This window comes from Pseudomonas sp. H9 (genome assembly GCF_004353925.1).
In the GTDB taxonomy this organism is placed as follows: domain Bacteria; phylum Pseudomonadota; class Gammaproteobacteria; order Pseudomonadales; family Pseudomonadaceae; genus Aquipseudomonas.
Window position 1 is genome coordinate 343,397 of record NZ_SMOK01000011.1, and the last position, 14,736, is coordinate 358,132.

The following is a 14,736-nucleotide window of genomic DNA, read 5'->3' on the forward strand; positions in this document are numbered from 1 at the left end:
TAATGAAGGGGTGCAGCAACACCCACAACAATAAGGTGCAAAGCCATGTACAAGATTCTGATCGCCGACGACCACCCATTGTTTCGCGAAGCCATCCATAGCGTGATCAGCGATGGCTTTCCCGGCAGCGAGGTGATGGAAACCGCCGATCTTGACGGCGCCTTGGCCCTGACTGTCGATCATGACGACCTCGACCTGATCCTGCTCGATTTGAACATGCCGGGCATGCATGGCCTGGGTGGCCTGATCAACCTGCGCAACAGTGCCCCCACCGTACCCGTGGTGATTGTCTCGGCCGAACAAGACAAACAGGTCGTGCTGCAAGCGATTACCTATGGCGCCGTGGGCTTCATCACCAAGTCTTCACCGCGCTCACAAATGACCGACGCCATCGAACAGATCCTCAATGGCAATGTGTACCTGCCACCCGACATCATTCGCACGCAAAAAGCCAACACCCGCCGCAGCCACAGCGAACACCCGCCCTTCGCTCCGGAGCTGCTGCAAGCGCTGACGCGCAAACAGTTGCTGGTGCTGCAGCGCATGAGCAAAGGCGAATCGAACAAACAGATCGCCTACAACCTGGACATTGCCGAGACCACGGTCAAAGCCCATGTGTCTGCAATTTTGCGCAAGCTCAATGTGCACAACCGCGTGCAGGCGATCCTCAGCGCTGGCGACATCGACTTCACTGCCTACCTGCGACGATAGTCGGGGGTAATCACGGATATGCAAATTAGCCATTGAAACCACGCCCGCGCCTGAAGTAAGCTCAGGCACATCAACCGGAGAGTCCCATGTCGCCATCCACCCTCATTCACGCTCACCACGCAGGTCGCCCATCGCGTCCGCTGCTGGCTGTGGCTGAGTGCGCGACCGTCGCTCCTGCTGCGTTTTATTTTGGGTATTGGTTTAGCCACAGGCGCCGCTGATACCCACACCGGCGCCCACTTTCAAGGGGCCGCCGAACACGAGAATACTCAACCCCCGGTCGGCCCCCCGACCGGGGGTTTTGCATTTCAGGCCCCGGAAAACCGAACAGATAACGAGGATTACCCCATGAACTACACCACTTATTACCGTTACCCAAGCTTTACCGCCTGGCGATTTAGCCAATCCCGTTCGGGCCAGTTTGCCGCCTCCGACCGGTCCATCACAGGTGGCGCAACCACACAGACAGCCAATCCGGATCTTTGTCGAACACTTCGATAGGGCCGAGTGCGCGGGCCAGAACCCGCCGTCCGCCCAGGGAACATAATCGCCATGCAATCGTCTTCGCTCGCTTTGCCCCTGACCCAACCGCAAGCCGCCAATTCTGCGGTCAGCCAACGTCTACCCAGTGCCCACCTGCTCAAGCAGCAAATGCCATTGAGCACTGCCCTTGGCCATCAGGTCGAACGCCATCGCCAGGCCGTCCGAGCCATTCTTGAAGGTCGCGACCAACGCCTGCTGGTGATCGTCGGCCCTTGTTCATTGCACGACCCACGCTCGGCCCTTGAATACGCCGACCGCCTCAAAGCCCTCAGTGACGACGTCAGCGATCAACTGCTGCTGGTAATGCGAGCCTACGTAGAAAAACCGCGTACCACCGTCGGCTGGAAAGGCCTGGCCTACGACCCACACCTGGATGGCAGCGATGACATGCACGCCGGTATCGCCCTGTCCCGTGGGCTGATGCTGGGTATGCTCGAGCGCGGTTTGCCGGTTGCCACCGAGTTGCTGCAGCCTATGGCGGCCGGGTACTTCGATGACCTGCTGAGTTGGGCGGCGATTGGTGCACGAACCACCGAGTCGCAGATCCACCGCGAGATGGTCAGCGGCCTGGGGTTGCCGGTCGGGTTCAAGAATGGCACCGACGGCGGTGTCGCCATTGCCTGCGATGCCATCCGCAGCGCTGCCCATGCACATCGGCATTTCGGCATTGACACCCAAGGCTACCCGGCGATTATCGAAACCCTGGGCAACCCCGACACCCACCTGGTGCTGCGCGGTGGTCACCAGGGCCCGAACTACGACGCGGCCAGCCTTGCCCAGGCACGTCAGGGCCTGGCCAAGGCCGGTCTGAGCGCGCGGATCATGGTTGACTGCAGCCATGCCAACAGCGGCAAAGACCCGCTGCGCCAACCCGCCGTGTTCGATGAGGTATTGCGGCAACGCCTGGAAGGTGACCGCTCAATCGTCGGCATGATGCTCGAAGGCCACTTGTTCGACGGCTGCCAGGCGTTGGGTAAAGAGCCACTGAAGTACGGTGTATCGATTACCGATGGTTGCCTGGGCTGGGATTCGACTCAGCACCTGTTGCAGCAGGCCAGTGCAGCACTGGCGCAACGTTAACAGCGCAGTCCTTGCGACTGGGGTGGGAGCAGGCTTGACCCGCTGCGATGTGTCTGACAAGCCTTTATCGCGGGGCAAGCCCGCTCCCACCGGCTTGCTCAATAAGCAGGAGCAATGTGCAGCCAATTGCGCTAGGCTTGCGGTTCATTCACCAGGAGACTTTCCCATGGCAAAAGCCACTGCCCGCCACATCCTCGTCAGCAGCGAAGAGAAGTGCAACGAGCTCAAAGCGCAGATCGAAGGCGGCGCTGACTTCGCTGAAGTTGCCAAGGCCAATTCCACTTGCCCATCCAGCCGTCAAGGTGGTGATCTGGGTTCGTTCGGCCCGGGGCAAATGGTCAAAGAGTTCGACACCGTGGTATTCAGCGCCCCCTTGAACGTGGTGCAAGGCCCGGTCAAAACTCAGTTCGGTTACCACCTGCTGGAAGTCACCAGCCGCCAGGACTGAGTCCTGCCGATGCAGCGTGCGGCCATGATGCGCCGGGTGAAGTCACCTGGCCTGTTACTGGCTTTCTTGCTGCTGACCTGCCCGGGCCTGCGTGCAGCGCCCGGGCATGCGCTGACCGTCTATGGTGAGCCGTCGCGATACCCTGCCAGTTTCCAGCACTTCCAGTACGTCAACCCGACCGCGCCCAAGGGCGGCAGCCTGCGCCGTTCTGCCATCGAAATCGGCCAGTTCGATCATGTGCTGCCTTATATCGACAAGGGCATCGGCGTTGCCGAGGTCGACGGGTGGTTGTATGCACCATTAGCCATCCGCGCCCAGGATGAGCCCTACACGGTCTATGGCCTGGTCGCTCAGCGTCTGGAGCGCGCCCCCGACGGGCGCTGGTTACGCTTCTACCTCGATCCACGTGCACGCTTTGCCGATGGTCAGCCGATTCGCGCTGAAGATGTGCGCTACACCTTCGACTTGCTGATGCGCGAAGGCAGCCTCAAATACCGCACCCAGTTTGCCGATGTCGAGCGGGTCGAGATCGAGGGCCCGCGCCAGGTTCGCTTTGATTTCAAGAGTAACCAGAACCGCACCTTGCCACTGGACTTGGCCAGCCTGCCGGTGCTGCCAGAGCACTGGTGGAAAGACCGCGACTTTGCCAACGGCGGCGGTTTCGAAGCGCCGCTGGGCAGTGGCCCGTACCGTATCGGGCGAATCGACAACGGTCGCAGTATCACCTTTGAACGCAACCCAGACTGGTGGGCGCGCGACCTGCCGGTGAGCCGTGGGCGCTACAACTTCGACCGTCTGAGCATCGAGTATTTCGGCGACACCGAGGTGGCACGCCAGGTATTGCGGGGCGGCGGCTTTGACTACAACCGCGAGTTTTCTGCCACCGGCTATTCGATTGGCTACAACAGCCCGGCGCTGGACGATGGCCGCCTGCAACGCGCGCACCTGGCCAAAGACGCCCCACAACCGGCCCAGGGTTTTGTCTTCAACCTGCAACGCCCGGTGTTCAAAGACCGCCGCGTGCGCCAGGCGCTGGCTTTGCTGTGGGACTTCGAGTGGAGCAACCGGCAGATGATGCGCAACCTGTACATCCGCCAGCAGAGTTTCTTCTCCAACAGCACGCTGGCTGCACGCGCCTTGCCCGATGCGCAAGAACTCGAACTGCTTGAACCACTGCGCGGCCAGATACCAGAGGAAGTGTTCACTCAGGTTTTCCAAGCGCCGCAAACCGATGGTTCGGGGCTGATACGTGACAAACAGCTACAGGCCCTGGCCCTGCTCGAATCGGCGGGCTGGAGGCCGCAAGGCGACCAACTGGTGAATGCCGAAGGCGAACCCCTGCGGTTCACCTTCCTCAATGGCCAGGCCGGCTTCGAACGCCTGTTGCTGCCCTGGAAACGTACGCTGGCGCAGATCGGTATCACCCTGGATATCCGCCGCATCGATGCCTCGCAGTACGTCAACCGCCTGATGGCCCGCGACTATGACCTGATTGTCACCGGTTACCCGGTGTCGCCTTCGCCCGGGCTTGAGCTGTACAACTTCTTTGGCTCGGCAGCGGCCAACGACCCGGGCTCGAACAACTACATGGTGCTGCAGGACCCGGCCGTGGACCGCCTGCTCGACGGCCTGGTCAAGGCCGACAGCAAAGCCGGCATGCTCCGCTACGCCCACGCTCTGGACCGCGTACTGAGCTGGAACTACTACTGGATTCCCAACTATTACCCACCTGGCACCTCGACCGTGTGGTGGAACCGCTTCGGCCTGCCGAAGGTGCAGCCAAGCAACGATGAAGGCCTGGACAGCTGGTGGGAAGTCAGCCCCTCAGCACTGACCAACGTGCAGATGTCCGAGCGCGTGAAGGAGCAGCCATGACCGCCTACATCCTGCGCCGCTTGCTGTTGATCATCCCCACCCTGCTGATCATTCTGCTGGTCAACTTCGTCATCGTGCAGGCCGCCCCCGGTGGGCCGGTGGAGCAAGCCATCGCGCGTTTGCAGGGCATTGGTGGCAGTGCGCCTGGGGCCAGTGTCGAGACCGTGCACAGCGGTTCCCGGGCCAGCCGTGGCCTGGACCCCAAGCTGATCGAAGACATCAAACGCCAGTATGGTTTCGACAAGTCTGCACCGGAGCGCTTATGGCTGATGCTGGGCCAATACGCACGCTTGGATTTCGGCAGCAGCTTTTTCCGCGGCGCCAAGGTTACCGACCTGATTCTGGAAAAAATGCCCGTCACCCTGTCGCTGGGTTTCTGGGCCACCTTGATCACTTACCTGGTGTCGATTCCCTTGGGTATCCGCAAGGCTGTACACCACGGCTCGGCATTCGATGCCTGGAGCAGCAGCCTGATCGTCATTGGCTATGCCCTGCCCTCGTTTCTGTTTGCCTTGTTGCTGATTGTGGTGTTTGCCGGTGGCACCTCGCTGAACTGGTTCCCGGTGCGCGGCCTGGTCTCGGAAAACTTCGATCAATTGAGCCTGTTGGGCAAGTTGGCCGATTACTTCTGGCACTTGGTGCTGCCGGTCGGCGCGTTGGTGATCGGAGGCTTTGCTACCCTGACCTTGTTGACCAAAAACGCCTTTCTCAACGAAATCACCCGCCAGTACGTCATCACCGCCCGGGCCAAGGGCCTGAGCGACCGACGCGTGCTGTACGGCCATGTGTTTCGCAACGCCATTTTGTTGGTGGTGGCGGGTATTCCGCAGGCGTTGATCAGCGTGTTTTTTGCCGGTTCATTGCTGATTGAAGTGATCTTCTCCCTCGATGGCCTGGGGCGCATGAGCTACGAAGCGGCCGTCTCGCGAGACTACCCGGTGGTGTTCGGCTCGCTGTTCATCTTCACCCTGTTCGGCTTGTTGATCCGCCTGGTCGGCGACCTGTGCTACACCCTGGTCGATCCGCGGATCGACTTTGCCACGAGGGCCCACTGATGTTCAGCCTGTCGCCTGTATCACGTCGGCGCCTGCAGCGTTTCCGGCGCAACCGCCGTGGCTGGATTTCGCTGTGGTTGTTCGTTGCACTGCTGATCCTCAGCCTGGGGGCCGAACTGGTGGCCAACGACAAGCCATTGCTGATGGGCTACAAAGGCCAGCTGTATTTCCCCGCATTCACCCGCTACACCGAACAGACCTTCGGCGGCCAACTGCCGTTTCAGCCGGATTACCGCAGCCAATACGTGCAGCAGTTGATCAAGGATCAGGGCGGCTGGATGCTGTTCGCGCCTATTCCCTTCAGCGCCGACACCCCTAACTACGACCTGCAGCAGCCCACCCCCAGCCCGCCGTCTGCAGTCAACTGGCTGGGCACCGATGATCAGGCGCGCGATGTGCTGGCCCGTGTGCTGTACGGCACCCGTGTGTCGATTCTGTTTGCCCTGGCCTTGACGATCATCAGCACCCTGATTGGCATTGCTGCAGGTGCCTTGCAGGGCTACCACGGCGGTTGGGTCGACCTGATCGGGCAACGCTTGCTGGAGGTGTGGTCGGGCTTGCCGGTACTGTACCTGCTGATCATCCTCAGCGGTTTTGTCGAGCCCAATTTCTGGTGGCTGCTGGGGATCATGGCGCTGTTTTCCTGGCTGGCGTTGGTGGATGTGGTACGTGCCGAATTCCTGCGTGGGCGCAACCTCGAATACGTCCAGGCCGCACGGGCGCTCGGCCTGCGCGACAGCGGCGTGATCCTGCGGCACATCCTGCCCAATGCCATGAACGCCACACTTACCTACCTGCCATTCATTCTGACCGGGGCCATCACCACTCTCACCGCCCTGGACTTTCTCGGCTTCGGCATGCCCGCCGGCAGTGCCTCGCTCGGGGAACTGGTCAATCAGGGCAAACAGAACCTGCAGGCGCCGTGGCTGGGCTTTACTGCGTTTTTCGCCCTGGCCTTGATTCTTTCGCTGCTGGTGTTCATTGGCGATGCCTTGCGCGAAGCCTTCGATCCACGGGCATAATCGCCCCCTTTGATCTTCAGGGAGCGGCGCATGCCTGCCAGTGACAGCCTCAAGGATTATCAGCAGGTACGCCAACTGGCGATCCGTTCGCTGTTCGAGATCATCGAGCAGTCCAGTGAAGGCACCCTTATTGTCGACCGCGATGCCCGAATCGTCTGGATGAACGAGCGCTACGCCCGGCGCTTTGGCCTTGACGATGCTGCCAGCGTCATCGGCCAGCCCTGCGAAAGCGTGATTCCCGGCAGCCTGATGCGCGAGGTGGTGAACAACGGCCGACCGATCCTGCTCGACATGCTCGACACCCCGAAAGAACCGCTGGTGGTCATGCGCCTGCCGGTCCACGACGCTGATGGCGCGTTGATCGGCGCAATCGGTTTTGCCCTGTTCGATGAACTGCGCAGCCTTTCGCCGCTGCTCAAGCGCTATGCCAGTATGCAGCAGGAACTGGCCTCGACTCGGTCACTGCTCAAGGCACGCCAAGCCAAATACAGCTTTGCCCAGTTCATTGGTACCAGCGCCGCCAGCCTGGAGGTCAAGCGCCGGGCCCGGCGCGGTGCCAGCAGCGACTCGGCGGTGTTGTTGCTCGGTGAAACCGGTACCGGCAAAGAACTGCTGGCCCATGCCATCCATGCCGCCTCTTCCCGGGCGCACAAGGCGTTTGTCAGCATTAACAGCGCTGCCATTCCGGAAACCCTGCTGGAAGCGGAGTTTTTCGGCACCGCACCGGGCGCCTACACCGGCGCCGATCGCAAAGGCCGCCCCGGCAAACTGCAACTGGCCGAGGGCGGCACCCTGTTTCTCGACGAAATCGGCGACATGCCTCTGCCGCTGCAAAGCAAGTTGCTGCGTGTGCTGCAGGAAAAAGAATACGAGCCGGTCGGTTCCAACCAAATGATGCGCAGCGACGTGCGTATCATTGCCGCGACCTCCACCGACCTCAACGCCGCCATGGCCCGCGGCGAGTTTCGCGCCGACTTGTATTACCGGCTCAACGTTCTGCCAATCCAGGTCCCACCGCTGCGCGAGCGCCTTGAAGACCTGCCGGCGCTCAGCGAAGCCATCCTCGAAGAGTTGGGCAGCCAGCATGAGCTGGAGGACGATGCTCAAGCCTTGCTTGCCCGGCATGCCTGGCCAGGCAATATCCGTGAGCTGCGCAATGTGCTGGAACGCGCCACCTTGCTGGCGGATCAGTCGCGCCTGAGTGCCAGGGACTTACACGCGGCACTGGGCAACCTGGCGCCGGTGCAGGCACAAACACCGCAACTGAACTACCGACAGGCCTGTGCCGAGTTTGAGCGGCAGTTGTTGAGCGACGCCTTGGCGCGCTGTGCCGGCAACGTGCCGGAAGCCGCACGGCAACTGGGGCTGGGGCGGTCTACCTTGTATAAGAAGTTGGTGGCGCTTGGGCTTGCGTCTCAATAACGAGACTTGTGTTTCTGTTTTGAGATTGTTGTCGCGGGGCAAGCCCGCTCCCACAGTGGGTCGGTAGGAGCGGGCTTGCCCCGCGACCAGCAGTCTCAAAATAGAGATCAGATATTTCTCAAAACAAACAATATCCATATATTTCAATAACTTAGAACCTTGGCACGGTTCTCGCTATCTCCTGCAACCCAACAAAAACAAGATGCACCCAAGGAGACACTCGATGAGTGTGATCATCGCCCTGGCAGCCCTCGCGCTGCTGATGCTGGCTGCTTACCGTGGTTACAGCGTTATCCTCTTCGCCCCGATCGCCGCCCTCGGCGCCGTCCTGCTCACCGATCCTTCAGCCGTGGCACCCGCCTTCACCGGCGTGTTCATGGAGAAGATGGTCGGCTTTATCAAACTGTATTTTCCGGTGTTCCTGCTCGGCGCGGTATTCGGCAAGCTGATTGAACTGTCCGGGTTCTCCCGTTCGATCGTCGCAGCCGCCATTCGCCTGCTCGGCACCCGCCAGGCCATGCTAGTGATCGTGTTGGTGTGCGCACTGCTCACCTATGGCGGTGTTTCGCTGTTCGTGGTGGTGTTTGCGGTCTACCCGTTTGCCGCCGAGATGTTCCGCCAGAGCAACATCCCCAAGCGCCTGATCCCGGCGACCATCGCCCTGGGGGCGTTTTCCTTCACCATGGATGCCTTGCCCGGTACCCCACAGATCCAGAACATCATCCCCAGCACCTTCTTCAACACCACCGCCTGGGCCGCCCCTTGGTTGGGCCTGATCGGCACGCTGTTCGTGTTCTGCACCGGCATGCTCTACCTGCAACGCCAGCGCAACAAAGCTCAGCGCGCCGGGGAAGGCTATGGCACCGACCTGCGCAATGAACCGGAAACGGCCGCCGACCTGAAACTGCCCAACCCGTTGCTGGCACTCTCGCCATTGCTGCTGGTGGGCGTGATGAACCTGCTGTTCACCCACTGGATTCCGGCCTGGTATGGCAAAACCCACAGCCTTAGCCTCCCCGGCATGAGTGCGCCGGTACAGACCGACATTGCCAAGCTCACCGCGATCTGGGCCGTTGAAGCGGCGCTGCTGTTGGGCATCTTGCTGGTGTTGGTGGCGGGCTTTGGCGCCATCAAGAGCCGCCTGGCAGAAGGCAGCAAAAGCGCAGTCAGCGGTGCCCTGCTGGCGGCCATGAACACGGCTTCCGAATACGGTTTCGGCGCGGTAATCGCATCGTTACCTGGTTTTCTGGTACTTGCCGATGCGCTGCGCGCCATCCCTAATCCGCTGGTCAACGAAGCGATCACCGTGACCTTGCTGGCCGGTATCACCGGCTCTGCCTCCGGGGGCATGAGTATCGCCCTGGCGGCGATGTCCGACAGCTTCATCGCCGCCGCCAATGCTGCCAACATTCCCCTTGAAGTGCTGCACCGCGTCGCCGCCATGGCCAGCGGTGGCATGGACACCCTCCCGCACAACGGCGCGGTCATCACCTTGCTGGCGGTCACGGGCCTGACCCACCGGGAAGCCTACAAAGATATCTTCGGTATTACCCTGATCAAAACCCTGGCGGTGTTTGTGGTGATCGCCACCTTCTACGCTACCGGTATCGTCTAAGGAGCATCTTATGCAACTCAATGGCAAAACAGCTGTGGTGACCGGCTCCACCAGTGGCATCGGCCTGGGTATCGCCCACGTGCTGGCGCGAGCGGGCGCGAACCTGATTCTCAATGGCTTCGGCGACGCCAGTGCAGCGATCGCCGAGGTGGCCCGCCACGGTACGCGGGTCGGGCATCACCCGGCTGACCTCGGCGATGTGGCGCAGATCGAAGACCTGTTCGCCTACGCCGAGCGCGAATTCGGTGGCGTCGACATTCTGGTCAACAACGCCGGCATTCAGCATGTCGCGGCGGTCGAAGCCTTTCCGGTGGAACGCTGGGACGCAATCATCGCCGTTAACCTTTCTGCCGTGTTCCATGGCACACGCCTGGCATTGCCGGGTATGCGTCAGCGCAACTGGGGGCGGATCATCAACATCGCCTCGGTGCATGGCCAGGTAGGCTCGACCGGCAAGGCGGCCTATGTGGCGGCCAAGCACGGTGTGGTCGGGCTAACCAAAGTAGTGGGCCTTGAAACGGCCACCAGCAACATCACCTGCAACGCCATTTGCCCGGGCTGGGTGCTGACGCCGCTGGTGCAAAAACAGATTGATGACCGCGCCGCCAGTGGCATCGATGCACAACAGGCGCAGCACGATCTGCTGGCGGAGAAGCAGCCTTCACTGGCCTTCGTCACTCCCGAACACCTGGGTGAGCTGGTATTGTTCCTGTGTAGCGAAGCGGGCAGCCAGGTGCGAGGTGCTGCCTGGAACATTGATGGCGGCTGGCTGGCCCAGTAACTGCGGGAGCGGGCTTGCGCCGCGACAGGATGTAGCGGATACACTGCAATTGCGGGGCAAGCCCGCCCCTACCGTTCGGAGGGATGTGCATGAACGAAGTGCTCTGGCGCCCGAGCGAGGCGCGCATTCAGGCCAGTCGCATGGATGCCTTTCGCCGTGAGGTGAACCGCAAGCATGGTTTGGCACTGGCCGACTACGAACAATTGCACCGCTGGAGCATCGACCAGCGTGCGGCGTTCTGGCAGACCCTCGCCGATTTCTTCCAGGTACTGTGGCATCAATCTGCAACCGAGGCCCTCACTGAAGGCCTGCGTATGCCCGATGCGCGCTGGTTCAGCGGTGCCACGCTCAACTTCGCCGAACACCTGCTCAGGCGCCGCGACGCACAGCCAGCAGTGATTACCGTGCGCGAAGACGGCGAACGCCAGGTGCTCAGCCATGCCGAGCTGGCCGAGCACGTCGCCGGGTTGCAACGCAGTTTCCAGGCCGCTGGCATTGGCGTCGGTGACCGCGTCGCCGCGGTCATGCCCAACAGCTGGCATACCCTAGTGGCCATGCTGGCCTGCACCAGCCTCGGCGCAATCTGGTCGTGTTCTTCACCGGAGTTCGGCACCCACGGCATCATCGACCGGTTTGGCCAGATTGAACCCAAGCTGCTAATGGTGTGTGGCGGTTATCAGTATGCGGGCAAGTCCATCGATCAGGTCGACAAAATCAATGAGGTGCTGGCCCAGCTACCCAGCCTGGAGCACTTACTGGTGGTGCCTTACTGTCGCGCTCAAACCCGCACAGAGGCGTTTCACAGCACGGCCCGCATCAGTCTGTGGGACAGCTTCTATACACCCGGTGGCGTGCCGCAATTCACCCCACTTCCGTTCAATCACCCGCTGTACATTCTTTACTCCAGCGGTACCACAGGTGTACCCAAGTGCATCGTCCACAGTGCTGGCGGCGTGCTGTTGCAACACTTGAAAGAACACGGCCTGCACAACGACCTGGGCGCGGACGATGTGCTGTTCTACTACACCACTTGCGGCTGGATGATGTGGAACTGGTTGGTCAGCGGCCTGGCGGTCGGCGCTACGCTGGTGCTGTATGACGGCTCGCCTTTTCACCCCGGCCCCGAGCGCTTGCTCGGCCTGATCGACAGCGAGCGAATCAACGCCTTTGGCACCAGTGCCAAGTACCTGACAGCACTGGAGCACGCGCATTTCCAGCCACGCCTTAGCCACCGCCTGGATTCCCTCAAGCTGTTGCTGTCCACCGGTTCCCCCTTGTCGCCCGAAAGCTACGACTACGTGTACCGCGAATTCAAATCGGACCTGTGCCTGGCCTCAATGTCGGGCGGTACCGATATTTGCTCCTGCTTTGTGATCGGCAACCCGCTGTTGCCCGTACGACGTGGCGAAATCCAATGCAAAAGCCTGGGTATGGCAGTAGAAGTCTGGGACGACAACGGCCATGCCCTGATCGGTGAGAAAGGCGAGTTGGTCTGTACCCGGCATTTTCCAGCCATGCCGCTGGGCTTCTGGAACGACCCGCAGGCTGAGCGTTTCCATACGGCCTACTTCAGCCAGTTCCCGGGCGTCTGGGCGCAAGGCGACTATGCCGAACAGACACCCGAAGGCGGCCTGCTGATTCACGGTCGTTCCGATGCGGTGCTCAATCCTGGAGGGGTACGCATTGGTACTGCAGAAATCTACCGGCAGGTCGACAGCATCGACGAGGTACTGGAAAGTGTTGCCATCGGCCAACGCTGGCAAAACGATGTGCGCGTGGTGTTGTTCGTGCGCCTGCGCGAGGGCCTGGCATTGGATGAAGCGCTGCAGCAACGGATCCGTCAGGTCATCCGCCGCAATACCAGCCCCCGCCATGTGCCGGCGGTGATTGCCGCTGTGAGCGACATACCGCGGACCATCAGCGGCAAGATCGTCGAACTGGCGATACGTAATGTGGTGCACGGCGAACCGGTGAAAAACACCGACGCCCTGGCCAACCCCGAAGCCCTCGAACAATTTCGAGACCGCCCGGAGCTGCGTGTTCAGGCATAATGCGCGGTTTTAGCGCTTTGCGAAGGTACCGTTAGATGAAAGCACAGGCCCGGCACATTCTGGTCAAGACCGCTGAAGAGGCCGAACAGCTCAAGCAACGTATCGCCAAAGGCGAAGCGTTCGATGTGCTGGCCAAAAAATTCTCCACTTGCCCGTCCGGCAAGCGTGGTGGTGACCTGGGCGAAGTGCGCCCGGGGCAGATGGTCGGCGCCATCGACCAGGTCATTTTCAAGAAACCATTGCGGGTGGTGCACGGCCCGATCAAGAGCAAGTTCGGCTATCACCTGGTGCAGGTGTTCTACCGCGATTAAAGGCTGTCGCTGCGTCGACCGGCACGCTGCTGGCGCTGATCGGCCAGGTCATTGCGCAGGCCGATGATCAGGTTGGAAATCGCGCGGCTGCTGGTCAGTTGTTCGGCGCAAATACCGGTAACCAGCAAGTCGACCCGTTCGCAGCTGCGGTCAAATACCTTGACCGTCAACGAACGATCCGGCGCCAGCGTGCACTGGCAGCGGGTTGGCAAGAAACTGCTTTCTATGATGTTGCGCAACTCCAACGTCGAGAGCATGGGTCATCTCCTTGGCAAGTGGCGGACAACGGTCCCGTGTGCCCGGTCCAGCCATAAGCCTAGGTCATTTACCCACGCGTCTCAGACCCTTTCTCTATAAGCACCCGTGCATTGGCCCACCACCCCGGAACTCAAGCGCGACGAGCTGCCAGCAACCCCAACCCTGCGCAGGCAAGTAACGTCGCGCTGGCCCGATTGAACACACGCCGTGATGCCGGCTGATTGAACCAGCGCTGCAGGTATGCGCCCAACCAGCCATAGAGAGCAATCGCAGCCCACTCCAGCAGCAGAAACAAGCCACCCAGCCAGGCGAATTGCTCAGACACCGGCACCGGGCTCGACACCTGAACAAACTGCGGCAAGAACGCAGTAAAGATCAATATCGCCTTGGGATTACCGGCGGCCACCAGAAACTCCTGACGCGCCAGACGCAGGGTACTTGTCCGGCACTCGCGCTTGACCGGGGCTACCGCCACCGGCGCCCGCCACAACTGCCAGGCAATGTAGAACAGGTAGGCCGCGCCCAGCAGCTTGATGCTCAGGAACAGGTATTCACTGGTATACAGCACCACGGCCAGCCCCATGGCGGCGAGCATGATCATGGCGGCGAACGCCAACAGCCGACCAACGCCCGCTACACAGGCCGTGCGCAAGCCATAGCGGCTGGCATTGTTCAGCGACAACAGATTGTTCGGGCCCGGTGCCATGTTCAGGGCAAAGCAGGCAGGTACGAACAGGGCAAGTAACGACAGGTCCATGATGCAGCTCCAGCAGCGTGAGCTGGAAGATTCCGCTTACCGCGCCTGTGGGTCAAGGTACAGCTGAGCGGAATAACTGTATGCCTGGCCCAGCCTCTGGTCACTGCGTAACGGCCGCATTCGCCACGCTGAGGGTATCGAGCGCCAGTAAACTGAAGCGGCCACGGGACCAGCCGCCGGTATCGATGTGCCAGATGTTCCCCAGCACTCGAACATCGTGCAACGGCGTGTGCCCGACGATCAACGCACGCAGGCCGGCAATCGGCCGATCATCATCCTCATACAACCGCCGGCGTGACCATTGGCAATACTCCTGCAGCGCCTCGGGTGCTGGCCCCTGCAACTGTTCGCACAACTCTGACCAACTGGCGCAAGGGCAATCGGCATGCAGCAAACCGACCGGGCCGTCGAGCGTGTCGACCACCAGGGCTAACGGCATATCGGCAAAACGCTCGGCAAAGCGTGCCTGTTCGTCAGTGGGCAGATCAAGAAACCAGCCCCCTCCGGCAGCTCGGTACTGGCCATAATCCAGCCAGCCACCGCTGACATGGGTCACCGCCAGCGCTTCGTGGTTGCCTTGCACGGCGTGGAACCATGGTTGCGCCAACCACTCCAGCGCTTGCATGCACTCCGGGCCGCGGTCGACCAGGTCGCCAACGCTGAACAAACGATCGACTGCCGGATTGAAGCCAATTGCCGACAACTGCGCCTGCAGGCGCTGGAAATGGCCGTGGATATCGCCCACGGCGTAGTCGCGACCCCGTGCATTGACAGCGAACCGCTCGATCCTGATCACGCTACTCCCTC

At 61.2% G+C, this 14,736-nt stretch carries 14 protein-coding genes; 11 read left to right on the plus strand and 3 right to left on the minus strand.

Annotated features, from left to right (window positions below; translation table 11 throughout):
• Positions 1-45 precede the first annotated feature (45 nt).
• From E1573_RS09455 to E1573_RS09505, 11 genes are all read left to right on the plus strand, one after another.
• On the plus strand, positions 46-711 hold the full coding sequence (locus tag E1573_RS09455; RefSeq protein ID WP_133212902.1) for a response regulator transcription factor: 666 nt from the start codon (positions 46-48) through the stop codon (positions 709-711).
• Between the two features lie 552 nt (positions 712-1,263).
• A complete protein-coding gene (locus E1573_RS09460; RefSeq protein WP_133212904.1) occupies positions 1,264-2,334 on the plus strand; it encodes a 3-deoxy-7-phosphoheptulonate synthase in 1,071 nt (356 codons plus the stop codon).
• 166 nt (positions 2,335-2,500) lie between these two features.
• Positions 2,501-2,782 (plus strand): peptidylprolyl isomerase, encoded by a 282-nt coding sequence (locus tag E1573_RS09465; RefSeq protein ID WP_133212906.1) that lies wholly within the window; start codon positions 2,501-2,503, stop codon positions 2,780-2,782.
• A 27-nt stretch (positions 2,783-2,809) separates the two neighbouring features.
• Positions 2,810-4,657, plus strand: coding sequence for an extracellular solute-binding protein (locus E1573_RS09470; RefSeq protein ID WP_133213336.1), 1,848 nt, complete (start codon positions 2,810-2,812; stop codon positions 4,655-4,657).
• Positions 4,654-5,712, plus strand: coding sequence for a microcin C ABC transporter permease YejB (locus tag E1573_RS09475; RefSeq protein WP_133212908.1), 1,059 nt, complete (start codon positions 4,654-4,656; stop codon positions 5,710-5,712). The genes E1573_RS09470 and E1573_RS09475 overlap by 4 nt, the downstream gene beginning before the upstream one ends.
• Positions 5,712-6,734 carry an ABC transporter permease gene (locus tag E1573_RS09480; protein WP_133212910.1) on the plus strand — a complete coding sequence of 341 codons (1,023 nt, stop codon included), beginning with the start codon at positions 5,712-5,714 and terminating at the stop codon, positions 6,732-6,734. The genes E1573_RS09475 and E1573_RS09480 overlap by 1 nt, the downstream gene beginning before the upstream one ends.
• Before the next feature lie 30 nt (positions 6,735-6,764).
• The gene (locus E1573_RS09485) at positions 6,765-8,156 is read left to right on the plus strand and encodes a sigma-54-dependent Fis family transcriptional regulator (RefSeq protein WP_133212912.1); all 1,392 of its coding nucleotides are present in this window, start codon (positions 6,765-6,767) and stop codon (positions 8,154-8,156) included.
• A 223-nt stretch (positions 8,157-8,379) separates the two neighbouring features.
• Entirely contained in the window at positions 8,380-9,771 is a 1,392-nt protein-coding gene (locus E1573_RS09490; RefSeq protein ID WP_133212914.1) for a GntP family permease, read from the plus strand.
• A 10-nt stretch (positions 9,772-9,781) separates the two neighbouring features.
• Complete coding sequence (gene hbdH / locus E1573_RS09495; protein WP_133212916.1) at positions 9,782-10,552, plus strand: 3-hydroxybutyrate dehydrogenase; 771 nt, start codon at positions 9,782-9,784, stop codon at positions 10,550-10,552.
• An 89-nt stretch (positions 10,553-10,641) separates the two neighbouring features.
• On the plus strand, positions 10,642-12,603 hold the full coding sequence (locus tag E1573_RS09500) for an acetoacetate--CoA ligase (RefSeq protein ID WP_133212918.1): 1,962 nt from the start codon (positions 10,642-10,644) through the stop codon (positions 12,601-12,603).
• 35 nt (positions 12,604-12,638) lie between these two features.
• Positions 12,639-12,914: a peptidylprolyl isomerase gene (locus tag E1573_RS09505; RefSeq protein ID WP_133212920.1), complete on the plus strand. Its 276-nt coding sequence runs from the start codon at positions 12,639-12,641 to the stop codon at positions 12,912-12,914.
• On the opposite strand, the gene E1573_RS09510 is transcribed toward E1573_RS09505, so the two are convergent.
• The 3 genes from E1573_RS09510 to E1573_RS09520 form a co-directional block, all read right to left on the minus strand.
• A complete protein-coding gene (locus E1573_RS09510; RefSeq protein ID WP_133212922.1) occupies positions 12,911-13,171 on the minus strand; it encodes a DUF1652 domain-containing protein in 261 nt (86 codons plus the stop codon). The two genes, E1573_RS09505 and E1573_RS09510, sit on opposite strands and share 4 nt — an antisense overlap.
• Positions 13,172-13,302: 131 nt before the next feature.
• A complete protein-coding gene (locus E1573_RS09515) occupies positions 13,303-13,929 on the minus strand; it encodes a LysE family translocator (RefSeq protein ID WP_133212924.1) in 627 nt (208 codons plus the stop codon).
• Positions 13,930-14,029: 100 nt separating this feature from the next.
• Complete coding sequence (locus tag E1573_RS09520) at positions 14,030-14,725, minus strand: metallophosphoesterase (RefSeq protein ID WP_133212926.1); 696 nt, start codon at positions 14,723-14,725, stop codon at positions 14,030-14,032.
• Positions 14,726-14,736 lie beyond the last annotated feature (11 nt).